Source organism: Glutamicibacter soli (assembly GCF_052322135.1).
Taxonomy (GTDB): domain Bacteria; phylum Actinomycetota; class Actinomycetes; order Actinomycetales; family Micrococcaceae; genus Glutamicibacter; species Glutamicibacter soli.
Window position 1 is genome coordinate 232452 of sequence record NZ_CM125969.1, and the last position, 22879, is coordinate 255330.

Sequence of the window (22879 nt, forward strand, 5' to 3'; positions counted from 1 at the left end):
GCTTCCAGTAACCCACAAAAATTATTATCTAGTCCAATACTATTTTCAATGAAATTATTAGTGTTCGTGCAACAATAGATGCATGGAACTTCGACAGCTTCAGTACTTTCTCGTGGTGGCCGAGCACCTGCACTTCGGGCGCGCCGCCGACTCGCTGCGGATGTCGCAACCGCCCTTGACCGTGGCGATCAAGAAGCTTGAGCAGGAGCTCGGGGTGCGGCTTTTCAGCCGCACCACGCGCAGCGTCGAGCTGACCCCTGCGGGGCGCGCCTATCGCGATCGGATAAGCCCGCTGTTGGCGGATCTTGAGCGGGCCAACCATGAGTTGACCGAGGCCGGGCTTGGGCTGCGGGGCAGGATCGCCGTGGGTTTCGTCAGTTCGGCCAGTTATGCGGCCCTGCCCGGTGCCATTAGGCTATTTCGCGAGCTGCGGCCCAGTGTGGATCTTGCGCTGCGCCCGTTGACCACCGATGAGCAGATTGACCAGCTGCTGGATGGGAAGCTGGATCTGGGAATCCTGCGTGACCCGGCTCCGGTTCCGGGACTCGTGCTCACCGAGGTGCTTGCCGAGCCGCTGGTAGCGGTGATCCAAGCGGACCACCGCCTCGCGGGGCAGGCGGAGCTGGAGATTGAGCAGCTTTTGGGTGAGGACTTTGTGCTCTTCCCCTACAAGTACATGAATGGTTTCTACACCTTGGTGCATTCGTTGTTCGAAGGCTTTTCCCCGCCACGCATCGTCGAACGCGCCATCCATCAGGAAACCATCCTGGGGCTCGTGGCCTCCGGGCTCGGGGTGTCGATCCTTCCGGCCTCGGTGTCGCGTTTCCAGATGCCGGAGGTGGTGTTCCGGCCGATCGCCGGCAATCCGCGCAGCGCCCTCTATGCGGCGGCGAGCTCGGATAATCCCGCGGCGGACGTGTTTCTGCGATGCCTGAAGGAAGCCGCGGGAACAACCTAGACTGATCGGTCTAACTAGACTAGTCTGTCTATTTAGACCGACCTGTCTACTTGGAGGTTCCCTTGTCCCCGCGCCTTGATGCCAGATCCAAGCTCCTGGATGCCGCGGCCCGGCTCTTCTATGCCCACGGCATTTCCGCCACGGGCATCGATGCAGTCATCGCGGAAGCCGGAGTGGCCAAGATGAGCCTCTATAACAATTTCGAATCCAAGTCGGGGCTGGTGGCGGCCTACCTGCAGGCCCGCCACGAGGAATGGCTGGAACTATATCGCGCCCGCCTCGGTGCGTCCTCGGATCCGGTCGGCGGCGTGCTGGCCATCGTGGACGCCTACCTCGACCATGCCGAGGCCGGTTATGAGCATGGTTTCCGCGGCTGCGGGCTGCTGAACGCGGCCGCGGAGCTGCCGGCGGGAGACCCCGGACGGTCCATCGTGGCCGGGCACAAGGCCCAAGTTGAAGACCTGCTCCGCGAACATCTTGAATCGCTGACCGATTCCAGGCAGGCCGCCGCGCTCGCCGAACAGATCTCTTTCCTGCTTGAGGGCGCCATCTCGCGGGCCGGCCTGGAAGGCCACAGCGAACTGCTGCACCGAGCCAAGTCGCTGATCACCAGCATGGTGCGTGCCCTGTGAAAAATCCGGCCGGCGGTGCGCAGGGCACAGCGGTGCTGATGCTGCTGGCGGCTTCGGTGCTCTGGGGAACCACCGGCACCGCCGCGGCGCAGGCCCACGGCGTCTCGCCCCTGGCCATCGGGGCTGCGTCGCTCGGCATCGGCGGGCTGCTCCAAGCGGTGCTCGGCGCACGTTCCCTGAAGGCAGCCCGAGTCCCGTTGGTGATCAACCGACGCCTGGTCATGCTCGGGGCCGTGGGCATCCTGGTTTATCCGCTGGCCTTCTATTCGTCCATGCATCTGGGCGGCGTCGCCCTGGGAACCGTGATTTCGCTGGGGACCGCACCGCTGTTCTCCGGACTTCTTGAGCGGCTCATCGACGGAATCAAGCTCACCACCCGCTGGTATCTGGCGGCGGCGCTGGGCATCTCCGGCAGTACGCTGCTGGGATTCGCCAGGGCCGCGGGGGACAACGCCAATGCCGATACGGTCTTTCCCAGCTGCCTGCTGGGACTTGCCGCCGGTGCCAGCTACGCAGTCTATTCCTGGGCCGCCGGACGGCTGATGGCCAACGGGATTCCACGGAAGGCAGCGGTGGGAGCGGTTTTCGGCCTGGGAGGTTTGCTGCTGATGCCGGTGTTGCTGGCCACCGGGGCGCCGCTGGTACAGGATCCGCTGAATTTCGCGGTCGCCGCCTATATGGCTTTGGTCCCGATGTTCCTGGGATACGTCCTGTTCGGGATCGCCCTGTCCCGGGTCCCGGCCAGTACCGCAACCACCGTCACGCTGAGCGAACCTGCCGTTGCCGCGGCGCTCGCCGTGTTCCTGCTGGGCGAGCGCGTGGGCCTGATGGGGTGGATTGGCATGGTGCTGATCGCCGCGGCGCTGGTTGTCCTGCTTCTGCGGCCCCGGTCCCGGGTGCCGCTGCGAGCCGGCGTGCTGCTGGACGTCGACTAGCTCCGCGCGTAGGGCTGCTGCAGTTCGGTGACCCAGTCGGACTGGTCCTCCGGTTCCGAGCGTACGTACAGTTCCCGGCACGGGCCGCTGGGGGCCGAACCCCGGTCGAGGATTTCCTGGTGCACCGCCTGCCAGCTTTCGTGGATGCGGTCCATGGACCCCAGATGCACCCCGCATAGCGCCGCCGGCTGCGCGCCAAGCTCAACGATGTCGCATCCGGCCACCGCCGGCCCTGCATATTCGAAACCCGCCGTGACTTCCAGCCCGTCTTCGACCGGACGGTACTGGGCAATGGCCATGGAGTCGGGAATTTCGGGAAGCGCGGCCTCGACTTGGGCGAACATGCCGCCGATGACGGTCGCGATTTCGGGCTGGGACTGCACGGTACGTGTCAGCGCGGCGAGTCGCAGCGCCGGCAACGGCTTGTCGATCAGTTCGATCCTGGACATGTGGTGCTCCTGTTCGATGAGATCCAACCGGCGTTGGACATCCGCCAGCCGGGTGGTTGCCAGTTCGTACTCGGCGGCGACATCAGACCTGCGGGCTTGAAGCAGGTCCTTGAGCCGTTCGAGATCTGCTGCGCCTTCGAGCATCAACGAGATTTCGGCCAGGCCGAACCCCAGCTGCCGCAGCGCGACGATCCGGTGCAGCCGATGCAGCTGCGAGGGATCGTAGGATCGATAGCCGCTGGCCCGGTCCACGTGAGCGGGGACCAAGAGGCCAGCGGTGTCCCAGTGCCTCAGCATGCGGTGGGTCACCTGGCCGATCTGCGCGAACTGCCCAATGGTCAACATGTCTTCAGTTATCCCATCTGACACGGTGTCAGGGTCAAGAATGAGGCAGATTTTCTTGCTGTCACTTGACGGAGACGCTGAGCATCATCGCCTTCAGGGTTCGGTATTCCTGCGATTTCATGATTTTCTTGGCCGCTTCGATTGTTACGTGGTCGTCGTCGATGCCCAATGCCTCTGGCAGATCGCCATCGGACTCGAAGATGGTATAGAAGTCGGCGACGGGCATGAAGTAGGACAACGCAGGGTCCGTGCCGCGGTCCTCGGCCCTTTCTTTGGTGCTCAGGAACATGACGAACTTTTCGTCATTCGAGTCGTCTCCGGATTCGGTCTGGACGAAGTGCTCCGCCACGAACACTGCGGGGGTGTGCAGCTTCGCCGGAACCTTTTCGGTTTCCAAGGTGGTGCGCTTGTAGGTGGCAAGATCGCCGTCGGTGTCCTTGGCTGAATTCGCCTCGAACGTGGCGATGGAGTGGCCTTTTTCGGTGACGATGTCCCAATCCTGATAGGGATTATCCGGATCGGGAGACGGGTCGTCCAAGTCATCCACGCGGATGGTCCAGTTGCTTGGATACTTGAAGGAAATGCCGTGGACGGCAAAGGTCTTCCAGTCGCGGGTGTCGACCTCGGCGGCTGACTCGGTTTCGGTGGTGCTTGGCGATTGCCGCGTTGGCGTAGCGCTCGGGCTATTTGTCATGGTCGGGCTTGATGATGCGGCCGTAGGAGTGCTGGAAGCCGTGGCCGAATCGCCCGCCGGCGCGTCCGGGGAGCCCGGCGTGCACGCGGCGAGAAGTGCCGCGATTGGAATGAGAGCCAGAAGACGAGGCTGCGTTTTCATCGGTTGTCCTTGCGTTGTGTACGGTCCTGTCGGTGCGGTGCAAACGGTGCGTGCCACGTGGTGCAAATGACTATCCGGCGCCGTCCATCCATACTGCCGTAGCTGCAGGATTAATCAAGGCTATGGAGTGAATTGAAGCCCAATGCATACCGTTTTTCCGGGCTTCTCGACGCGTGCAGAACCAGCCCACCACGCGCCGGAAGGCTTCCCGGCTCGCACTTCCGCTAGCGGTTCGGTAAACTTTGGTCGTAAGAGCCCCTAACTCTTGCGATGCCCGGCTCGGGCAAGTGAGCAGGACAGGGGCATATTTTTTGCCCGGTACCGTGCCGGGCCGGCGCGAAGCACGCCGCAACCGCTGCTTTTTATGCAAGGGGGAGGATCCCATGCCAGCAATCGTGATCGTCGGAGCCCAGTGGGGCGATGAAGGTAAAGGAAAGGCCACCGACCTGCTCGGCGGCAAAGTCGACTACGTAGTGAAGCCCAATGGCGGCAACAACGCCGGGCACACCGTGGTCGTTAACGGCGAAAAGTACGAGCTCAAGCTCCTGCCAGCCGGCATTCTTTCCCCTGACACCAACCCGATTATCGGCAACGGCTGCGTGGTGAACCTGGAAGCCCTCTTCGCGGAAATCGACGGCCTGGAATCCCGCGGTGCGGACACCTCGCGCCTGCGCGTCTCGGCCAACGCCCACCTGGTGGCCCCGTACCACCAGACCATGGACAAGGTGACCGAACGCTTCCTGGGCAAGCGCGCCATCGGCACCACCGGTCGCGGCATCGGCCCCGCCTACATGGACAAGGTCGGACGCCTGGGCATCCGCGTGCAGGATGTCTTCGACGAATCCATCCTGCGCCAGAAGGTCGAAGGCGCGCTGCGCCAGAAGAACGAACTGCTGGTCAAGATCTACAACCGCCGCAGCGTCATCGCCGAGGACATCGTGCAGTACTTCCTGTCCTACGCCGACCGCCTGCGTCCGCTGGTCATCGATTCCACCTACGTGCTGAACAAGGCGCTGGACGAGGGCAAGGTCGTGCTCATGGAAGGCGGCCAGGCCACCTTCCTGGACGTCGACCACGGCACCTACCCGTTCGTGACCTCGTCGAATCCGACCGCCGGCGGCGCATCCGTGGGCTCGGGCATCGGCCCGACCCGCATCACCCGCTCGATTGGCATCATCAAGGCCTACACCACCCGCGTGGGCGCAGGTCCCTTCCCGACCGAGCTGTTCGACGAAATGGGCGAGTACCTGCAGAAGACCGGCGGCGAATTCGGCGTGAACACCGGCCGCCCGCGCCGCTGCGGCTGGTACGACGCGGTACTGGCCCGCCACGCCTCGCGCGTGAACGGCTTCACCGACTACTTCGTCACCAAGCTGGACGTGCTGACCAACATCGAGCAGATCCCCGTCTGCGTGGCCTACGACGTGGACGGCGTGCGCCACGATGAAATGCCGATGACCCAGACCGACTTCCACCACGCGAAGCCGATCTTCGAGTACTTCCCGGGCTGGACCGAGGACATCTCCGGAGCCAAGACCCTTGAGGATCTGCCGGAGAACGCCCGCAACTACATCCTGGCCCTGGAGAAGATCAGCGGCACCCGCATCTCCGCCATCGGCGTGGGTCCGGACCGCGACCAGACCATCGTGCGCCACGACCTGCTGAGCGACAAGCTCTAAACAGGAGAAAAGCATCGAGCCACCTGCCCCTCCCGGGGCCGGTGGCTCGATGCTTTTGTGGTTGCTGCGCAGGCTAGTTGCGGGTTTCCGCCATGACGCCTTCTTCCTGCGATTTGCCCGAGACGCGCAGGTTCCAGTGCGCGAGCACCCCGGAATCGGTGGGCTTGGAGGCCAGCGACACCACGATGAAGGTCAGCGCGGAGGCGATCAGGCCGAAGTAGATCGGCTCGTTGGCGTAGACACCGTCGAACTTGTTCTCGGCCTGGATCTCCAGCACGATCATGGTGCCCAGGGTGACCAGCGTGCCGGCCGCCATCGAGGCGGTGGCCCCGAGGCCGTTGCCGCGCTTCCACAGCAGGCCGCCGATGATCGCGACCAGCAGTCCGCCGACCAGGATGTCGTAGGCGATGGTCAGCGCCGCAACCACGTCGTCCACCAGGATCGCCAGCGATACCGTCACCACGCCGAGCGCCAGCACCCAGATGCGGTTCGCGCGCACGTCGTGCTCCGGGTTTTCGTTCGAGTTCACTTCGATGGTGCGGCCGAACCAGCCGGCGACAAACGCGGTGACGTCGGTGCGGGCCACGGTCGCGGCGGCGATCAGCGCACCGGAAGCGGTGGACATCATGGCCGCCACGGCGGCCGCCATGACCAGGCCGCCCACGGCCACCGGCAGCAGCTGCGTGGCAACTTCCGCGTAGACGACATCCTTGTTGGTATCGGCCCCGGTGATGTCCGGCAGCGCCACTCGGGCGGCCATGCCGATCAGGGCGCCGGCTATGCCGTAGATGATGCAGTAGATGCCGGCGGTGGTGCCGCCCCAGCGGGCGACCTTCGGCGTCTTGGCAGTGAACACGCGCTGCCAGATGTCCTGGCCGATCAGCAGGCCCAGGGTGTAGACCACGAAGTAGGTGATGATGGACTGCAGCCCGATGCCGGTGATGTCGAAGAACTCGGCGCCGATGCGCTCGCGGATGCCGTCCATGCCTCCGGCCGCGTTCAGCGAGAACGGCAGCATCAGCGCGAAGATGCCGATGGTCTTGATGACGAACTGGACCTGGTCGGCCAGGGTGATGGACCACATGCCGCCGATGGTCGAGTAGACCACCACGATGGCGCCGCCCACGGCGATGGCCACCCACTTCTCCCAGTCGAAGAGCACCACGAAGATCGTGGCGTAGGCGCTGGTCGAGGTCGCGCACAGCATCAGCGTGTACGCCAGCATCACGATGCCGGAGGTGTTCGTGGCCGATTTGCTGCCGTAGCGCAGGCTCAGCATCTGGGAGACAGTGAAGACCTTCAGCTTCTGCAGCGTCGGGGCGAAGGCCAGGGACAGCAGGATGACGCCGGCGCCGATCGCCGCGACAAGCCACATGCCGGAGATGCCCCACTTGTAGCTCAGGCCCACGCCGCCCACGGTGGACGCGCCGCCCAGGACCACTGCGGCCATGGTGCCGGTGTAGAGCACCGGACCAAGTCGGCGCCCGGCTACCAGGTAGTCGCTGCTGTTTTTGGTCCGGGACTTGCCCCACCAGCCGAAGGCCAGCATGGCCGCGAGGTAGACCGCGACTATCGTTCCGTTAATGAATTCCATGGGAGAACCTAACTGGAGAGTTTGACTAGCCGGTGATTCCTGCCAGTAAACATTAGTTTTCTAATAGAATATTATTTCAACGTGATCTGGTCAACATTCCGGGTTGCGCGACGCCGTTTGGCGGGAGTGGATTTCAGTGATGAAGGACACTGTCCCACTGTTCGGAATTCTGTAGACAATATGAGCAAGGATATGCATGAAGTCGCGCATCATGTCATACTCGCGTAGCAATAGGTATTCATGCTGTGCAATTACTCTGGTTTTAGTAGTGTTTTTTGACGACGCAACGTTGCATCGCACGATCACAATGATCTTTTAACTCGTTGTTGCGTCTGACGACCTAGAAAAAGAAAGACGCCCCTAGAACATGAGTGAAAACGGTCAAGCGCAGATGCGGAAATCTGCCGGACATGTAATTGTCGATACGCTCGCCGCGCACGGTGTTGAGCGCACCTATGTCGTTCCGGGGGAGAGCTACCTCGACGTCCTTGACGGACTGCATAATTCGCCGATCGAGACAATCGTCTGCCGCCACGAAGGCGGGGCGACCTACATGGCCGAAGCCGACGGAAAGCTGCACCAGCGCCCGGGCGTCGCCATGGTGACCCGCGGCCCCGGCGCGGCCAACGCCCACGTCGGGCTGCATACCGCATGGCAGGACTCCACCCCGCTGGTGCTGTTCGTCGGCCTGATTCCCTTCGAGCACCGGGAAAAGGAAGCGTTCCAGGAATTCGATCCGAAGGCCTGGTTCGGCACCGGCGCCAAGCGCGTGATGATCCTCGACCATGCGGAGCGCGCCAGCGAAATCGTCGCCGAGGCAATGTTCGCGGCGATGTCCGGCCGCCCCGGCCCGGTGGTCGTGGGTCTGCCCGAGGACATCATCCGCCATGAAATCTCCGCCGAGCTGCACCCGGAGATTCCGGTGGCCACCGGCGGCATGACCGTGACCGACTGGAAGGCGCTGAACTCGGCCCTGCAGGAAGCCGAGAAGCCCTTGTTCGTCTTCGGCGGCAACGACTGGTCGCACGAGGGCGCCGCGGACTTCACCCGCTGGCTCGAAGAGCACGACCTGCCGGCAGCCGCGGAGTGGCGCTGCGAGGGCACCGTCCCGTTCAGCTCGCCGTCCTACGTCGGCCCGATCGGCTACGGACGTCCGAAGCCGACCTACGACCTGCTCGAAGAAACCGACCTGCTCGTCTTCGTCGGCACCGTTCCGGGCGACGTGATCACCGACGGGTTCAACGTCCGCCAGAACTGGGAAAAGAAGAACTTCATCGTGACCATCGACCCCGCCCTGCGTGGTCGTTCAGGTCCGGTTTCCCATCAGATCGTGGCCAAGCCGGACGTGTTCGTCCGCGACCTGCTGCTGATGGACCTGCCGGTCAAGGATTCCTGGAAGGAATGGACCTCGCGGATGCGCGGCGAGCAGGAGAAATTCGCGCAGCTTCCGCCGGCAGCTCCATCCGAGGGCCAGGCCAAGATGGCCACCATGATGGCCAATCTGGTGCAGTCGCTGCCCGAGGACGCCATGGTGACCTTCGGCGCCGGCGAGCACACCAACTGGGCTCACCGCTACTTCCCGACCAACGGATACGCCTCGATGATCTCGGCGCGCAACGGCTCCATGGGCTACTCCGTGCCGTCCGCCGTGGCGGCGTCGCTGAGCTACCCGGGCCGCCGCGTCGTCACCATCGCCGGCGATGGCGAGTTCCTCATGAACGGCCAGGAACTGGCTACCGCCGCGCAGTACGGCGCCACCCCGCTGGTGATCATCATGGACAACCAGCAGTACGGAACCATCCGCACCCACCAGGAGCGCCAGTATCCGGAGCGCGTCTCCGGCACCCAGCTGGCCAACCCCGACTTCGCGCTGATGGCCCAGGCCTTCGGTGGATTCGGCGTGCGCGTGGAGCAGGACGCCGAGGTTCCGGCGGCGCTGGAAGCGGCGCTGAAGGCCATCGACGAGGACAAGAAGTTTGCGCTGATCCACCTGATCGTGGAGCAGGGCGTCAAGGCCTACTAGGGGCTCCGTTCCGCGCGGCTGGTGTCGTGCGGAGGGGATTCCCCGGCTCAATAGACGTATAATTCCAGCGGGTGTCCTTTTTGGGCGCCCGCTGGATGCCTTTAAAAAGGCATTGCTCTGCTGTGCAGGAATCCGCGGCAGGGACGACGAGACTCGGGGAGCCGACAAACCGTGAACGAAGCCCTAATTGCCAGCCTGCAGCGCGCCGTTGAGCAGGCCCCCGAAGATCTGGAGCTCGGGCTGCACCTCGCGCAGCTGCTCCACGGAGCCAACCGCCAAGCGGAAGCACTGGCTCAGCTGAATCTCGTAATCCAGAAAGACCCCGGAAACGCGACTGCGCTGGGCCTGCTGGGCCAGGTGACCGCGGCACTGGTCGGCGGCACGGCTGCCGCCGAGCGCCCCGTGCAGCCGCCGCAGCCAACAGCGCCGGCCCCCTCCGCATCTGAACCCGACCCGGGATCCGGAACGGATGCAGCGGACGGCGGCTATGACTGGACCGCGGCCGCCGCGCAGTTCAGCGACGCGCTGGCCGCGCCCTTCATCGAGCAGCCCCTCCAGATCAGCGAGGATTCCGGCGCGCTGGAGCCGCCGCTGGAGCCGGCGGGCGAACCGGTGACATTGGCCGACGTGGGCGGGCTGCAGGCGGTCAAGGACCGGCTGAACGAATCCTTCCTGGCTCCCATGCGCAACGCGGCCATCGCCAAGGCCTTCGGCAAGTCGCTGCGCGGCGGGTTGCTGCTCTACGGCCCGCCGGGCTGCGGCAAGACCTTCGTGGCCAGGGCGGTTGCCGGCGAGCTGCAGGCGAACTTCATGGCCGTGACCATGACCGACATCCTCGACTCGCATGTGGGAGGTACCGAGAAGAACCTGAAGGCAGTGTTCGACAAGGCCCGCGCGAACGCCCCGACGGTGCTGTTCCTCGACGAAGTCGACGCGCTGGGCCTGCGCCGCGGCTCGCTGACCGGTTCCGCCTCCTGGCTGCGCCAGATGGTCAACCAGCTGCTGCTGGAAATGGACTCGCTCTCGGCCAACAACGACGGCCTCTACGTGCTGGCCGCCACCAATCATCCGTGGGATCTGGACGAGGCGCTGCTTCGCCCCGGACGACTGGACCGCTCCGTGCTGGTCACCCCTCCCGATGCCGAGGCCCGCGGGTCGATCCTGCGCCACCACCTGCAGCGCCGCCCCATCGCCGGTATCGATCTCAAATGGATCACCTCCCGCACCGACGGGTTCTCCGGAGCCGACCTGGAGCATCTGTGCACCACGGCCGCGGAGAAGGCCATGATGCAGTCCATCGAACGCAATGAGGTCGTTCCCGTGGACATGGGCCATGTCCAACAGGCCATCGGGGAGGTCAAGCCTTCCACGTTGCCGTGGCTCGAATCCGCGCGGAACGTGGTCCGCTTCGGCAACGAGCACGGCCGCTACGACGACCTGGCCGACTACCTGCGTTCGCGGAAAATGCTCTAGGGCGCACAGGAAAACTCGTCTGATGGAATTCGACGTACTGCGTACCCGGGTCAGCCACCACCTGGCGACCAGCCGCGCCGCGGAAGCGGTGGACCTGCTTAAGGAAAACCTGCAGCAGCACCAAGAGAATCCCGCATTTTGGGTGCACTACGCCTCCGGGCTGCTGCATCTGGACCGCCACGCCGAAGCAGCTGATGCCGCGCGTGCAGCGCTCAATCTGGATGTCGAGCAGCCCGAAGCGGGACTCTTCCTGGCCTTCGCGCTGATGCGGCTGGGGCAGCGCGACGAAGCCCTGCAGACGGTGTACTGGCTGATCGAGACCTGGCCGGAATTCGCTGATGCCCACTACCTGCTGGGCCTGATCCTGGCCGGTTCCGTGCGCAGCGCCGAAGACCGCATGCTGTCCCGGCAGGCCACCGAGCATGCGCTTCGGCTGCAACCGGAGAACCCCGAGTACTATCTCGGTGCGGCGATGGCCGCCCGGGTCTCGGGGGACCACCGCGCCGCCCTGGCCCACCTGCAGGCGGGCCTGGGCATCGACCCGCACCACCAGGGGATGCTGCGCTACGCCGCCGAGGTGGAGAACGGCCAGCAGCTTGTCGGCGACCGCGGGCAGCTGCTGCGCGGCCTGCTGGCCCGCGACCCCCTGAACCAGGGGCTGCACGAAGACTTCGCCGAAACCTTCATCGAAAAGCAGCGCGTCTACCGCAACCGCTTCTGGATCTTCATCCCGCTGCTGGCCTGCCTTGCCATGTTCGACTCGCTGGCTGAGGCTGCGGTCTTGGTCATCATGCCCGCGTTGATCGTGCTGGTGTCCGGCGCCTTCGCGCTGTGGAACCGGAAAACCTTCAAGAAAGCGTCCGAACCCCTGCCGGCAGGGTACGCCGGCGACATCCGCGCCCGGCACCCCTGGGTCTTTCGGGGGCTGCGGCTCTACCGGGCAAGCTGGGTCGCCGGGCTGGTTGGCGCGCTGCTGGCCTGCTTCGATGCCGCAAGCCTGCTGGGGACCGTTGTGCTGCTGCTTGGCGTGGCGGGCAGCCAGCTGGCCGCCGCATGGGTCGACCGGGAGGCCGCCGGTGTTCCGCAGGATCCCGCGGACCGCGAGGCGCGTCGGCTGTTCCTGCTGCGCCGCAGCGGGTGGCTGGCCTCCGGGTTCTGGATGCGGGTGCTGATGGTGTGCATCAACCTGGTGCTGTTCGGCTACTGCGCCGACGGCGGCAGCAGGCTGGCCACGGTGCCACTGGCGGCGCTGGGCTTGGGCCTGCTGTCAGTGGCGGTGCCCCTGATCGTCGCGCACATCCGGTTGGGCGCGGCGGGCAACGCATTTGCCTACGGCCAGGTCGTGGGTGCCTCCTCCAAGCACCGTCGCGCGGCGCTGGTCCACGGCAACGTGGCGGGGATCTACTTCATCGGGTTGCACCTGGTGCCCGGCCTGTTGGCGACTGGATTCGCCGCCGCGCTGCTGGTCATGGGCCCTTCCGGACTGGCCCCCACCGGCCCGTTGCCGATGGATCCCAAGCGGTCCGAGCTGGATTTCAACCTGCTCGACGAGAGCCTTGACGAGCTGCGCACCCAACGCCCGGAGATCGTTGAACTGCCCTCGCTGCCGGCCGTTGAGCTGCCCTAGCGGCCGTTGCCGCGAGGCATGGATCACGATGGCCCGGGTCGTCTTGGCACATGGAACGCCACAGCTTAAGATGAAGTGCTACCGAACTGCGCGCGCAGTTCACTTCCCGAGCACGAGGTGGAAAAACAGATGGCACAAATGAGCGAGGAGCTCATTGAGCAGTGGGCAGATGCCACTGCCGAAATCTACAATGAGTCCCTGACCGGTATTAATCTGACCAGGTTGCCCGATGCCGTGGCTCAGTACACTGATCTCTTCGCCCAGAGCGAGGACCTGACGTTCAATGAGGGCGCCACCCCGACCGACTACTTCGAGCACCATCCGTTCGTGGCGATCACCGCGATCCTCAACAGTCCCGATGCGCTCGAGGTGCTGGACTCGGACGCGCAGGACGCCTTGGACTCCATGGCCGACTTCGCCGAGGCCTGGTACAACTTCGACCTGGAGCAGGAGCCTGAACTCGGCATCTCCGAGGCGGACGAAGACGAAGACTGGTAAATCATCCCTCCCGCCCGGCCACCACGCCGGAAGGAAGGGCCGCAGGCCGGTTCACGCAGCGCCCCGGGCGCCGCGTGAGCCGGCCTGCGTTCTCCGAGCTTGCGCCGCAGCGTCCCGCGGCAGGGGCCGCGGGGCTTCCAGCCCTTGGCAAGACGGGCCGCGGATGGGACGATGCCGGTATGAGCCAGTTCAGCGTGTTCGAGAGCACCGTGACCATCCATCTTCCGGTGCATCGCGTCTGGGAGCTGCTGACCGACTGGGCGGCGGCACCCCTGTGGATGCACGGCATCGGATCCATGCATTCGGATGACCCCCAGCTGCGGGTGGGAACCACCTTGACCTACCGGGTCGCCGGGCACGAACGCCGGTACGAGGTCCGCGACCTCATCGAGAACCGGCTGCTGGTGCTGCACACCTCGCAGAACCCCGACGGGTTGTCCTACCGCTACGACCTGAAGGACGACGCCGGGTACACCGAAGTGGTGCTCCAGGTGGCAATCATCAATCCGGACCTGAGTGTGGAGGAGTGCGAGGAGCTGGCCGGGCATGTGCGTGAAAGCGAGGAAGACAAGCTCGACCAGCTGCGCATGTACGCCGAAACCGCTCCCTGACCCGACTCAGCCCTGCGCCGCCGCCGGGTGCGCGCCGCGCTCATAGGCGGCGCCGGGAACGAAGTCGGTTCCGGCGAAGAGCTGGTCGACGGTCACCAGGGTGTAGCCCTGCTCCTTGAGCTTTCCGACCAGGTCCGGGACCGCCTGGACCGAGCTCTCATGGATGTCGTGCATCAGGATGATCGAGCCGGGCTTGAGCTCTTCCATGGCGATCTTCACGGTCTTCACCGGATCGTGGTGCTTCCAGTCCAGCGTGTCCACGTCCCACAGCACCAGCGGGTAGGGGACCAGCCGGTCGTAGACCACGCCGTGGCTGCCATAGGGCGGGCGCAGCACATCGGGCTTGCGCCCGGAGGCCTTCTCGATGGCCTCGTCGGTCCACTGGACCTCGTGCTCGATCTTCTCCTTGGTCAGCGTCGTGATGTCCGCATGGTCCCAGGTGTGGCTGCCCAGCTCGTGCCCCTCGGCGACCATGCGCTTGACGGTGTCAGGGTATCTGCCCACGTTCTTGCCCACCATGAAGAAGGTGGCCGGGGCGTCGGCTTCCTTCAACTCATCCAGCAGCCGGTCGGTGAATTCGCCCGGCCCGTCGTCGAAGGTGAGCGCCACGCACTTGGCAACGGTGCAGTCGACCGGCGCGGCGCTTTCCTCCGGCGGGGCGCTCGCCGTCTCGGAGGGGGCGGGGCCGGAAGCGCACCCGGTGAGCAGGCCGAGGCTCAGCAGCACTGCGGCGGCGCGCGGCAAGATGGTGGACGAAGACCTCATGCGTCCACCATCTCGCTTTTCGCTCCGCGCCGCATCAATGCCACGCATCCGGTGCTGGATTTTCGGTGAACAACTAGCCGTTCTCCAGTTCAGCCACGGGATCCGGGGTATCCAACGGATTGGCCAGCTCGTCCTTGGCGAATTTCCCGGCTTTCCAGGCGATGATCCCGAAGACCGGGGAGATGACCCCGGCGCAGATGAAGATCGCCTGCAGGCTCAGCAGCTGGCTCAACGGCCCGGCCACCGCCATGGACACCGGCATCAGCGCCAGCGAGACGAAGAAGTCCAGGCTGGAAATCCGTCCCAGCAGGTGCTTCGGCACCCGCCGCTGCAGCAGCGTGCCCCAGATGACCATGCCCGCCGCGTCGGTCAGCCCGAAGACCACCAGGATGGCGAAGAGCATCCAGGCGGCGTCGACATAGCCGACGAGGGCCAGCGGCAGCGTGCCCAGGCACCAGCAGGCGGTCATCAGGCTGAGGTAGCGCCGCGGGAACCGGGAGGAGGCGATCAGCAGTGATCCCGCCGCCGAGCCGATTCCGAAGAACGCCAGCGCGTAGCCGAACAGCGTGGCGTCCCCGTGCAGCTGGTCGCTGACGATGAACGGCAGCAGCACCTCGAAGGGCCCGATGAAGGAGAACACCGAGACTGCCGAGAAAAGCAGCGTCCAGCGCAGCCAGCTGGTGCGCATTGTGTAGCCCACGCCTTCGCGCAGCTGTGTCAGGATGCCGGGCTGGCCGTGTTCGTCTTCCGGGGCCGCGGTGTCGTATTCCGGACGCCGCCGGATGAACTGCAGCACCGCCAGGGCCGTAAGATGGCACAACGCCACCCCGAGGATCGCATGGGCGGGGGAAATCAGCGCGACCAGGAAGCCCGCGGCCATGGGCCCCAGCGCGGTCTGCACGACCGGGCGGACAGTTCCCTCCAGCCCGTTCGCGGCCAGCAGCTGTTCCCCGGGAAGCATCCTGGGCAGCAGCGCGGAATACGCCGGGTAGAAGAAGGCCGCCCCGGCCCCTGCGAAGAAGCCGGTAACGCTCAGGTGCCACAGCTGCACCGCGCCGGTCAGCGACAGCACCGCGGTGCCGGACATGACCAGCAGGTACAGCCCCTGGATGCCGATCACGATCCTGCGGCTTGAATAGCGGTCGGCCGCGATCCCGCCGACCAGCACCAGCGCCAGCAGCCCGACGCTGTTCACGGTGGCGACCACCGACAGCTCCATCGGCCCGCCGCCCAACGCGCGCACCTGGTAGACCATTGCCACGGCCCACATGCCCGAGGCGAAGGTTGATGCCACCATGGCGCTGGCCAGCAGCGCATAGTCCCGTTGTGAAAATGGCCTGACCAGGCGCTGCATGGAAGTCGTCAAGGTGCTCATGACGTGCTCCTGTCCCGCATGTGTAGAAATCAATCATCAGGCCACTGATTGAATTTTGTCAATCACTATTTTTGCGATCTTGCGGGCAAAACAGCGGCGCCGGCGGCCCCGGGAAAATCGGGGCCGCCGGCGCCGTGGCCAGCTGCTGGAACTACTCGGAGTCGTGGTCGGTTTCCAGAACCTTGACCAGTTTGTCCAGGGCTTCCTCGGCGCCCTCGCCCTCGGCGCGCAGGATGACGGTGGTGCCGTATTCGGCGCCAAGCCCCATGAGGGAGAGGATGCTGGAGGCGTCCAGCGCGTCTTGGGCCGGTTCGCCTTCCAAGGCGATGGTGACCTCTACGGGGGCCTCGGCCGCGGCTTCGGCGAAGATGGCTGCCGGGCGGGCGTGCAGTCCCACGCGGCTGCCGATGATTGCTTGACGTTCTGCCATGACAGGCTCCTTTGATCTGGTGGTTTGTTTTCTTGGTTCTATAGGCCGAAGCGGTCCAGCTCCGGCAGTTCGGCGCGCACGAGCCGCCGGGCCTCGGAGGCCGAGTCGGCGTCCAGGGCGAGCGCTGCCAGACGTCGGGCGGCGGGCAGGTCCACCGTGCGCAGCACCGCCGCGACCGGGGACAGCGCCCGCTTGTTCATGGACAGTGTGTTCACGCCCAGGCCGACCAGCACCACGGCTAGCGCCGGGTCGGCCGCGGCCTCGCCGCACACGCCCACCGGCTTGCCTCCGGCGCTCCGGGCACCCTCGGAGGTGGCCTTGATCAGGTGCAGCACCGCCGGCTGCCACGGGTCGTTCAGCTCGGCCATGGCGCCCAGCTGGCGGTCGGCGGCCATCGTGTACTGGGTCAGGTCGTTGGTTCCCAGCGAGACGAAGTCGCAGCGGGACAGGATGCCGCCGGCCAGCACCGCCGCGGAGGGAACCTCGATCATGGCGCCGCCGGTGTGCAGGCCCGCCTCGGCGACCATGGCCGCGAACGCGCCGGCCTCGGCCGGGGTGGAGATCATCGGGGCCATGGTCCAGACCTCGGCCTGGTGCTCCCCGGCCGCCTGCGCGATGGCCGCCAGCTGGCGGGACAGCACGCCGGGGCTGGCCGCGTCAGTGCGGTAGCCGCGCACACCCAGGGCGGGGTTCGGCTCGGTGGTGTCGGTCAGGAAGGGCAGCGGCTTGTCCGCGCCGGCATCCAGCGTGCGCACCACGACCTTCTTGCCGGCGAAGGCCTCGAAGACCGCGCCGTAGGCGGCTACCTGCTCCTGGTGCGTCGGCTCGGCGTCGCGGCCCAGGAAGCAGAACTCGGTGCGCAGCAGTCCCACGCCCTGGGCACCGGCGGCCGCGGCCGCCTGGGCATCAGTCCCGCTGCCCACATTGGCCAGCAGCGGAACCAGATGCCCGTCGGCCAGCATGCCGTTGCCGTCGAAGTTCGGCAGCGGTTCGCGGTTTGCGTAGGTGGCTGCCAGGTGCTCCTGCTCGGCGCCGGGGTTCGTGGTTACGGTGCCGCTGATGCCGTCGGCGAAGACCAGCATGCCGTCGTCCAGCGCGGTGGTGCCGGCGGCGGCGACGATGGCGGGCAGGCCCAGCGAGCGGGCGATGATCGCGGTGTGCGACTGCGGCCCGCCGTCGGAGGTGACCAGGGCCAGTACCTTGGCCGGATCCAGGGTGGCGGTGTCGGCCGGGGCCAGATCCACCGCGGCCAGCACGAACGGCACGTCCGAGTCCGGGATGCCCGGGGCGGGCACCCCGCGCAGCTCGGCCACGATGCGGGCGCGCACGTCCAGCACGTCGCCGGCGCGTTCGGCCATGTAGCCGCCCAGCGCCGCGAGCTGGGTCGCCACCGCGTCGGCGGCTTCCCAAATGGCCGATTCGGCGCAGGTGCCGCCGGAGACCAGCTTGCTGGCGGACTTGAGCAGGGTGCGGTCGCTGGCCATCAGCGCGGTGGCCTTCAGCACGGCCTGCGCGTCTCCGGTGGCGGTGGCCGCGCGGGCCTTGAGGGCTGCGGCGACGGACTGCGTGGCCGCGGCCAGGCGCTCGATTTCAGCGTCGGCGGTGGAGCCTTCAGGCAGCGGGGCGCCGTCGGCCGGGGCGGTGATCGGATCGGGCATGCGCAGCACCGTCCCGATCACGCGCCCGGCGCTGACGCCGACGCCGTGGTAGGAAACCTGCTGCGTGCTCATGCTGCGACTCCTGCCGATTCGGCGGCTGCCGGCTGGGCCTGGACGGCCGGGGACTTGCGGACGAACTTCTTCAGGATGATGACCAGCAGCGCCGAGATCACCGTACCAATCACGGTGGCAAGCAGGAAGAGCGGCCAGGTGTTGTTCATCGCGAAGAAAACGAAGATGCCGCCGTGCGGGGCCTGGCTGACCACGTTGAAGACCATGACCAGCGAGCCGGTGACACCGGCGCCCACCATGGAGGCGGGGATGACGCGCAGCGGGTCGGCCGCGGCGAACGGGATGGCTCCCTCGGAGATGAAGGCGGCGCCCAGCAGCCAGGCGGCCTTGCCGTTCTCGCGCTCGGCCCCGCTGAACAGCTTCGGGGCGATCACGGTGGCCAGGGCCATGGCCAGCGGCGGCACCATGCCGGCGGCCATCACTGCGGCCATGATCATCAGCGGGGCGGGGTTCTCCACCAGCGAGCCGGCGCCCAGGCCAGCCACGGCGAAGGAGTAGGCGACCTTGTTGACCGGACCGCCCAGGTCCACTGCCATCATCAGGCCCAGGATCAGACCCAGACCGGCGGCTGCCACACCCGACATGCCCGAGAGCCAGTCGTTCAGCGCTTCGGTCAGGCGCGCGATCGGCCCGCCGAGCACCAGGAACATCAGCCCGGAAGCGATGATGGAGCCCAGCAGCGGCACGATGACCACCGGCATCAGCCCGCGCAGCCAGCGCGGCACGGACCAGGAGTTGATCCAGCGGCAGGCCAGGCCGGCGATCACGCCGCCGACGATGCCGCCGATGAAGCCTGCGCCCATGAATCCCGCCACCGCGCCGGCGGTGAAGCCAGGGGCGATGCCCGGACGGTCGGCGTAGGCGTAGGCGATATAGCCGGCCAGCGCCGGGACCAAAAAGCCCATCGACAGCGAGCCGATCTTGAAGGCGGCGGCGCCCAGGTAGGCGAGCAGCCCTGCCTCGGGCAGGTTCCAGAGCGTGTTCTCGCCCAGGTAGGTGTCGGCCACGTCGGTAATGGCGTAGCCGCCGAGCAGGAAGCCCAGCGCGATCAGCAGGCCGCCGCCGGCGACGAACGGGATCATGTAGGACACGCCGGTCAACAGCGCGCGCTTCAGCCCTCCGCCGAAGCTTTCCTTCGTGGCGTCCGGACCCTGGGCGGGATCCTCGGCCGCAGCTGCAGGGACCCGGCGGGCGTGCGGGTCGGTGGAGGCCGCCACCGCGTCGGTGAGCAGCTTGGCCGGCTCGTCCACGCCGCGCTTGACCGGCACCTGGATGACAGGCTTGCCGGCGAAGCGGCCGCGGTCGCGCACGTCCACGTCCACGGCGAAGATCACCGCGTCCGCCTCATTGATCAGCGCCGCATCCAGCGGGGTGGAGCCGGAGGAGCCCTGGGTTTCCACGGCGAAGTCGATGCCCAGCTCAGCGGCGGCCTGGGCCAGCGCGTCGGCAGCCATGTAGGTGTGCGCGATGCCGGTCGGGCAGGCGGTGACCGCGACGACCTTCGCGCGCTTGGTGACGGCCGGTTCGGCCGCTGCCGGTTCAGTCGCGGCCGGGGCTGCTGCTGGCGCGGCCGGGGCGTCGGAGATGACCTCGGCGACCAGGTCCACGATTTCCCGGGGGCTCTTGGCCTCGCGCAGCGCGGCGGTGAAGCTCTTCTTCACCAGCGCGCGGGCCAGCTTGGAGAGCAGCTTCAGGTGGTCCTTGTCCGCGCCTTCCGGGGCGGCGATGAAGAAGATCAGGTCGGCCGGGCCGTCCTTGGCGCCGAAGTCCACCGGATCGGCCAGCCGGGCCATGGCCAGGGTCGGGGCGGTCACCGCGGCCGAACGGCAATGCGGGATCGCGATGCCTCCGGGCACGCCGGTGGCGGTTTTCGCTTCGCGGGCCAGCGCGTGCTCGGCCAGTTCCGCGGCATCGGTGGCCCGGCCCTGCGCGGTGATCTGGTTGGCCAGATGCGTGATGACGTCATGGGTGGTGGTGCCCAGGGAGGCATCCAGAGTGACGAGTCCGGGGGTGATCAGATCGCTCATGGTTAGGATCCTTGTCTTGGCGTGAGAGCGGTGACGGCGACAGCGTCAGTGCGGAGGTCGTGGCGGGTGGGAATGGTCGAACCGGGCAGCGAGGCCGCGGCCGTTCCGTAGGCGATGGCCAGGCGCAGTTTCTGCGCCGGGTCCGCTCCCGCCGTATCTGCCAGCAGATAGCCGGCCAACGATGAATCCCCGGCGCCCACGGTGCTGCGCACGGTGATCGGGTCATGGATTCCATGCCAGGAGCCGTCCGCGGTGGACAGCACCGCCCCGGCGGCGCCCAGCGTGGCGAGCACGGCGCCGGCTCCGCGTTCCAGCAGCGTGGCGCTGGTGCGGGCAGTGAGTTCGGGGGAGGCTTCCAGCTCGTCCTCGGTGAGCGTGGATCCGGCCAGTTCGGCCAGTTCCTCGCCATTGGGCTTGAGCAGGTCCGGGACGTGCTGCGGGCCGTGGGCGAACAGCTGGCGCAGCGGGGCTCCGGAGGTGTCCACCGCGATCTTCGGGCAGCCGGTGCCCAGCCTCTGGCGCAGCCGCGCGGTCAGCTTGGCGTAGTAGTCGTCCGGGACCCCTGGGGGCAGCGAGCCTGCCATGACCAGCCAGGACGCCGAGGTGGCGGCCAGCTGCTCGGTGATCAGCTGTTCCAGCTGGGCCAGGGTGGCGGCGCCGAGCACCGGGCCCGGTTCATTGATCTTGGTGGTGACGCCTTGGCGGTCCACCAGCGTGATGTTGGTGCGCAGCGGGGCCGCGATGGGCAGCGCGCGGTGCGGGAGCTTGTCGGCGGCCAGCGCCATGACCAGCGGGTCGCTGGCGTCCCCGGGCAGCAGGGCCAGGGATCCTGATCCCGCGGCGGTGATGGCTCGGGTGACATTCACTCCCTTGCCGGCCGCCTGCACGCGGCTGGAGTCGGCGCGCTGCACGGCCCCCGGCACCAGCGCAGCGCCCAGCTCGATGGTCTTGTCCAGCGCCGGGTTGCAGGTCAGGGTGACGATCATGCCACGATCACCTCGACGTCGGCTGCTTCCAGCGCCGCGGCCAGCTCGGCGCCCGGCTGCCGGTCGGTGACCAGGGTGTCGATGGCGTCCAGCGACGCGAAGCGGACCAGGGTTTCCTGGTCGAATTTCGAGCCGTCGGCCAGCAGCACCACGCGGCGGGCGCTGGCCACCAGCGAGCGCTTGACCGCCGCCTCCAGCGGATCGGGGGTGCTCAGCCCGAAGTCCGCGGCGAGCCCGTTGGTTCCGATGAAGGCGATGTCCGCGCGGTAGTTGGCGTATTCCTGGGCGGTGCGGGCGCCGCTGGCCGCGCCGGTGATGCCGCGGACGCGTCCGCCGATCAGCTCCAGGGCGATGTGCTGGCTCTGCACGAGCACCGAGGCAATGGGCAGCGCGTGGGTGATGACCACCAGGCTGTTTCCGGTGTTCGTCTTGAGCATGCGCTCGGCCAGGATTTCGGTGCTGGTCCCGGCGTCCAGGATGACCGAGGCCTCGGAGACCGGGATCAGGCTCAGCGCGCGCTGGGCGATGCGGGCCTTGGCCTCGGCATGGATGGCGGTGCGCACCACGTAGCTTTCCTCGCGGGTGCTTGCTTCGCTGGTGGCTACGGCGCCGCCGTGCACGCGGCGCAGGTGGTTCTCGGATTCGAGCTGCGCCAGGTCCCGGCGCACGGTTTCACGGGTGATGCCGAAGCGGTCGGCGAGCTGCGCCACGGTGACTTTTCCGTCGACCGCGAGCTGCTCTACGATCAGCCGGTGTCGTTCTTCGGCGAACATTTCTGCCTCCGCTGGGATTCATGACCTGCAACACATGGATCTGTGTTTAGATGACTTTATGCCCGATTGCGTGGCTGGGTCAAGTGAAATGCGGAGAAACTTTTGGCTTTATCTGTGTTTGAGTGGGTTTTGCGGGCCGCGGGTGCGCCGGACTAGCGGATCTGGTTGCGGCTGGCGTAGGCGGTCGAGCTGTTGAACTCCTGCCCGTCGAACAGCTCGTCGATGGTGACTGGGGAGTAGCCCTGCTGCTTCAGCCGCTTGATGAGCTCGGGCACGGCCTTGACCGTGCTCTCATGGATGTCGTGCATCAGGATGATCGATCCGTCGCGCACTTCCTCCATGGCGATGCTCGCGACCTTCGCCGGGTCGCGGTGCTGCCAATCCAGCGTGTCCACGTCCCACAGCACCAGCGGGGCGTCGATGAGCGCATCGACCTGGGCGTTGTGCGCACCGTAGGGAGGACGCACGGTGCCGGGATGGACGCCGGTCAAATCCTTGATGATGGCAGCCGCCGTGTCGATCTCGTGGGTGATCTGCGAGCTGCTCAGCGCGGTGAGCGCCTTGTGGTCGTGGGTGTGGCTGCCCAGCTGGTGCCCTTCGATGACCATGCGGTGCAGGGTTTCCGGGTACTTCTGCGCGTTCTGCCCCAGCAGGTAGAACGTGGCCGGGACATCCGCGGCGGCCAGGTGGTCCAGCAGCCGCTCGGTGTGGCGCCCCGGCCCGTCGTCGAAGGTCAGCGCCACGCACTTGGACTGGTCGCAGTCGACCTCGGGGCGCGGATGCAGCCGCATCGGCCCGGCCGGCGCCACTACGGCGGGGATCTGTGGGGCGGCTTGCGCGAGAACGCCGGTGGACCCCGAAAGCCGAGGGCTTTCCTGGCCGGGAAGCAGCATCGTCACCGCCTGCTTGGCGAAGCCGTCCTCGGCTTGGACCTGCGAGGTGCAGGAGGCCAAAAGCAGTGCGGACGCGACGACAGGGAGCACCGCAAGGCGGCGGGAACGGGGAGGCATTAATCAACCTTCCCGCGCCGCCGCCGCGGTTTTCAAACTGGCGGACCGCGTCGTCCGCAAACTCCACCGAATTGTTATCAAAACCGCTGAAAACCACCGGAATTCCGGGGATAAATGTGCCTTG

20 protein-coding genes are annotated in these 22879 nt (G+C 66.6%); 9 read left to right on the forward strand and 11 right to left on the reverse strand.

Going from position 1 to position 22879, the window contains the following annotated elements; genetic code table 11:
• Window positions 1–82 precede the first annotated feature (82 nt).
• The 3 genes from ACTX90_RS01205 to ACTX90_RS01215 all read left to right on the forward strand — a co-directional run bounded on the left by ACTX90_RS01205 (window position 83) and on the right by ACTX90_RS01215 (window position 2525).
• Window positions 83–958 carry a LysR family transcriptional regulator gene (locus tag ACTX90_RS01205; RefSeq protein WP_120991567.1) on the forward strand — a complete coding sequence of 292 codons (876 nt, stop codon included), beginning with the start codon at window positions 83–85 and terminating at the stop codon, window positions 956–958.
• A gap of 62 nt (window positions 959–1020) precedes the next feature.
• Window positions 1021–1590 carry a TetR/AcrR family transcriptional regulator gene (locus tag ACTX90_RS01210; protein WP_231736029.1) on the forward strand — a complete coding sequence of 190 codons (570 nt, stop codon included), beginning with the start codon at window positions 1021–1023 and terminating at the stop codon, window positions 1588–1590.
• Entirely contained in the window at window positions 1587–2525 is a 939-nt protein-coding gene (locus ACTX90_RS01215) for a DMT family transporter (RefSeq protein ID WP_443442765.1), read from the forward strand. Before ACTX90_RS01210 ends, ACTX90_RS01215 begins: the two co-directional genes overlap by 4 nt.
• Here ACTX90_RS01215 and ACTX90_RS01220 read toward each other — a convergent pair.
• Both ACTX90_RS01220 and ACTX90_RS01225 read right to left on the reverse strand, forming a co-directional pair.
• The gene (locus tag ACTX90_RS01220) at window positions 2522–3319 is read right to left on the reverse strand and encodes a MerR family transcriptional regulator (RefSeq protein WP_113607569.1); all 798 of its coding nucleotides are present in this window, start codon (window positions 3317–3319) and stop codon (window positions 2522–2524) included. The two genes, ACTX90_RS01215 and ACTX90_RS01220, sit on opposite strands and share 4 nt — an antisense overlap.
• Window positions 3320–3380: 61 nt before the next feature.
• On the reverse strand, window positions 3381–4013 hold the full coding sequence (locus tag ACTX90_RS01225) for a hypothetical protein (RefSeq protein WP_113607570.1): 633 nt from the start codon (window positions 4011–4013) through the stop codon (window positions 3381–3383).
• Window positions 4014–4537: 524 nt separating this feature from the next.
• Here ACTX90_RS01225 and ACTX90_RS01230 point away from each other — a divergent pair.
• The gene (locus ACTX90_RS01230; RefSeq protein WP_047118139.1) at window positions 4538–5833 is read left to right on the forward strand and encodes an adenylosuccinate synthase; all 1296 of its coding nucleotides are present in this window, start codon (window positions 4538–4540) and stop codon (window positions 5831–5833) included.
• 73 nt (window positions 5834–5906) lie between these two features.
• On the opposite strand, the gene ACTX90_RS01235 is transcribed toward ACTX90_RS01230, so the two are convergent.
• Window positions 5907–7427, reverse strand: a complete 1521-nt coding sequence (locus ACTX90_RS01235; RefSeq protein WP_443442768.1) for a sodium:solute symporter family protein — start codon at window positions 7425–7427, stop codon at window positions 5907–5909.
• 367 nt (window positions 7428–7794) lie between these two features.
• Between ACTX90_RS01235 and ACTX90_RS01240 the strand changes: the two genes are divergently transcribed.
• From ACTX90_RS01240 to ACTX90_RS01260, 5 genes are all read left to right on the forward strand, one after another.
• Window positions 7795–9450 carry a thiamine pyrophosphate-dependent enzyme gene (locus ACTX90_RS01240; protein ID WP_113607572.1) on the forward strand — a complete coding sequence of 552 codons (1656 nt, stop codon included), beginning with the start codon at window positions 7795–7797 and terminating at the stop codon, window positions 9448–9450.
• Between the two features lie 171 nt (window positions 9451–9621).
• On the forward strand, window positions 9622–10923 hold the full coding sequence (locus ACTX90_RS01245; RefSeq protein WP_443442770.1) for an ATP-binding protein: 1302 nt from the start codon (window positions 9622–9624) through the stop codon (window positions 10921–10923).
• Window positions 10924–10945: 22 nt separating this feature from the next.
• Complete coding sequence (locus ACTX90_RS01250; protein WP_443442772.1) at window positions 10946–12550, forward strand: tetratricopeptide repeat protein; 1605 nt, start codon at window positions 10946–10948, stop codon at window positions 12548–12550.
• A 129-nt stretch (window positions 12551–12679) separates the two neighbouring features.
• The gene (locus tag ACTX90_RS01255; protein WP_146956065.1) at window positions 12680–13048 is read left to right on the forward strand and encodes a hypothetical protein; all 369 of its coding nucleotides are present in this window, start codon (window positions 12680–12682) and stop codon (window positions 13046–13048) included.
• 179 nt (window positions 13049–13227) lie between these two features.
• Entirely contained in the window at window positions 13228–13659 is a 432-nt protein-coding gene (locus ACTX90_RS01260) for an SRPBCC family protein (RefSeq protein WP_047118133.1), read from the forward strand.
• A 6-nt stretch (window positions 13660–13665) separates the two neighbouring features.
• On the opposite strand, the gene ACTX90_RS01265 is transcribed toward ACTX90_RS01260, so the two are convergent.
• The 8 genes from ACTX90_RS01265 to ACTX90_RS01300 form a co-directional block, all read right to left on the reverse strand.
• Window positions 13666–14424: a polysaccharide deacetylase family protein gene (locus ACTX90_RS01265; RefSeq protein WP_443442775.1), complete on the reverse strand. Its 759-nt coding sequence runs from the start codon at window positions 14422–14424 to the stop codon at window positions 13666–13668.
• Between the two features lie 73 nt (window positions 14425–14497).
• Entirely contained in the window at window positions 14498–15799 is a 1302-nt protein-coding gene (locus ACTX90_RS01270; protein WP_120991563.1) for an MFS transporter, read from the reverse strand.
• Window positions 15800–15950: 151 nt separating this feature from the next.
• On the reverse strand, window positions 15951–16229 hold the full coding sequence (locus ACTX90_RS01275; protein ID WP_443442777.1) for an HPr family phosphocarrier protein: 279 nt from the start codon (window positions 16227–16229) through the stop codon (window positions 15951–15953).
• 38 nt (window positions 16230–16267) lie between these two features.
• Entirely contained in the window at window positions 16268–17959 is a 1692-nt protein-coding gene (gene ptsP, locus ACTX90_RS01280) for a phosphoenolpyruvate--protein phosphotransferase (RefSeq protein WP_443442778.1), read from the reverse strand.
• Window positions 17956–19986 (reverse strand): PTS fructose transporter subunit IIABC, encoded by a 2031-nt coding sequence (locus ACTX90_RS01285; protein ID WP_047118129.1) that lies wholly within the window; start codon window positions 19984–19986, stop codon window positions 17956–17958. Before ACTX90_RS01285 ends, ptsP begins: the two co-directional genes overlap by 4 nt.
• Before the next feature lie 2 nt (window positions 19987–19988).
• Window positions 19989–20972 carry a 1-phosphofructokinase family hexose kinase gene (locus tag ACTX90_RS01290; RefSeq protein WP_047118128.1) on the reverse strand — a complete coding sequence of 328 codons (984 nt, stop codon included), beginning with the start codon at window positions 20970–20972 and terminating at the stop codon, window positions 19989–19991.
• The gene (locus ACTX90_RS01295) at window positions 20969–21745 is read right to left on the reverse strand and encodes a DeoR/GlpR family DNA-binding transcription regulator (RefSeq protein ID WP_047118127.1); all 777 of its coding nucleotides are present in this window, start codon (window positions 21743–21745) and stop codon (window positions 20969–20971) included. Before ACTX90_RS01295 ends, ACTX90_RS01290 begins: the two co-directional genes overlap by 4 nt.
• Window positions 21746–21897: 152 nt before the next feature.
• On the reverse strand, window positions 21898–22755 hold the full coding sequence (locus ACTX90_RS01300) for a polysaccharide deacetylase family protein (protein WP_082123772.1): 858 nt from the start codon (window positions 22753–22755) through the stop codon (window positions 21898–21900).
• Between the last annotated feature and the right edge of the window lie 124 nt (window positions 22756–22879).

Coding starts and splice junctions, on each gene's coding strand:
- ACTX90_RS01240 (WP_113607572.1), top strand. CDS start 7,795: ATGAGTGAAAACGGTCAAGCGCAGATGCGGAAATCTGCCGGACATGTA.
- ACTX90_RS01225 (WP_113607570.1), bottom strand. CDS start 4,013: ATGACAAATAGCCCGAGCGCTACGCCAACGCGGCAATCGCCAAGCACC.
- ACTX90_RS01275 (WP_443442777.1), bottom strand. CDS start 16,229: ATGGCAGAACGTCAAGCAATCATCGGCAGCCGCGTGGGACTGCACGCC.
- ACTX90_RS01255 (WP_146956065.1), top strand. CDS start 12,680: ATGGCACAAATGAGCGAGGAGCTCATTGAGCAGTGGGCAGATGCCACT.
- ACTX90_RS01270 (WP_120991563.1), bottom strand. CDS start 15,799: ATGAGCACCTTGACGACTTCCATGCAGCGCCTGGTCAGGCCATTTTCA.
- ptsP (WP_443442778.1), bottom strand. CDS start 17,959: ATGAGCACGCAGCAGGTTTCCTACCACGGCGTCGGCGTCAGCGCCGGG.
- ACTX90_RS01290 (WP_047118128.1), bottom strand. CDS start 20,972: ATGATCGTCACCCTGACCTGCAACCCGGCGCTGGACAAGACCATCGAG.
- ACTX90_RS01250 (WP_443442772.1), top strand. CDS start 10,946: ATGGAATTCGACGTACTGCGTACCCGGGTCAGCCACCACCTGGCGACC.
- ACTX90_RS01220 (WP_113607569.1), bottom strand. CDS start 3,319: ATGTTGACCATTGGGCAGTTCGCGCAGATCGGCCAGGTGACCCACCGC.
- ACTX90_RS01285 (WP_047118129.1), bottom strand. CDS start 19,986: ATGAGCGATCTGATCACCCCCGGACTCGTCACTCTGGATGCCTCCCTG.
- ACTX90_RS01205 (WP_120991567.1), top strand. CDS start 83: ATGGAACTTCGACAGCTTCAGTACTTTCTCGTGGTGGCCGAGCACCTG.
- ACTX90_RS01230 (WP_047118139.1), top strand. CDS start 4,538: ATGCCAGCAATCGTGATCGTCGGAGCCCAGTGGGGCGATGAAGGTAAA.
- ACTX90_RS01295 (WP_047118127.1), bottom strand. CDS start 21,745: ATGTTCGCCGAAGAACGACACCGGCTGATCGTAGAGCAGCTCGCGGTC.
- ACTX90_RS01300 (WP_082123772.1), bottom strand. CDS start 22,755: ATGCCTCCCCGTTCCCGCCGCCTTGCGGTGCTCCCTGTCGTCGCGTCC.
- ACTX90_RS01235 (WP_443442768.1), bottom strand. CDS start 7,427: ATGGAATTCATTAACGGAACGATAGTCGCGGTCTACCTCGCGGCCATG.
- ACTX90_RS01265 (WP_443442775.1), bottom strand. CDS start 14,424: ATGAGGTCTTCGTCCACCATCTTGCCGCGCGCCGCCGCAGTGCTGCTG.
- ACTX90_RS01260 (WP_047118133.1), top strand. CDS start 13,228: ATGAGCCAGTTCAGCGTGTTCGAGAGCACCGTGACCATCCATCTTCCG.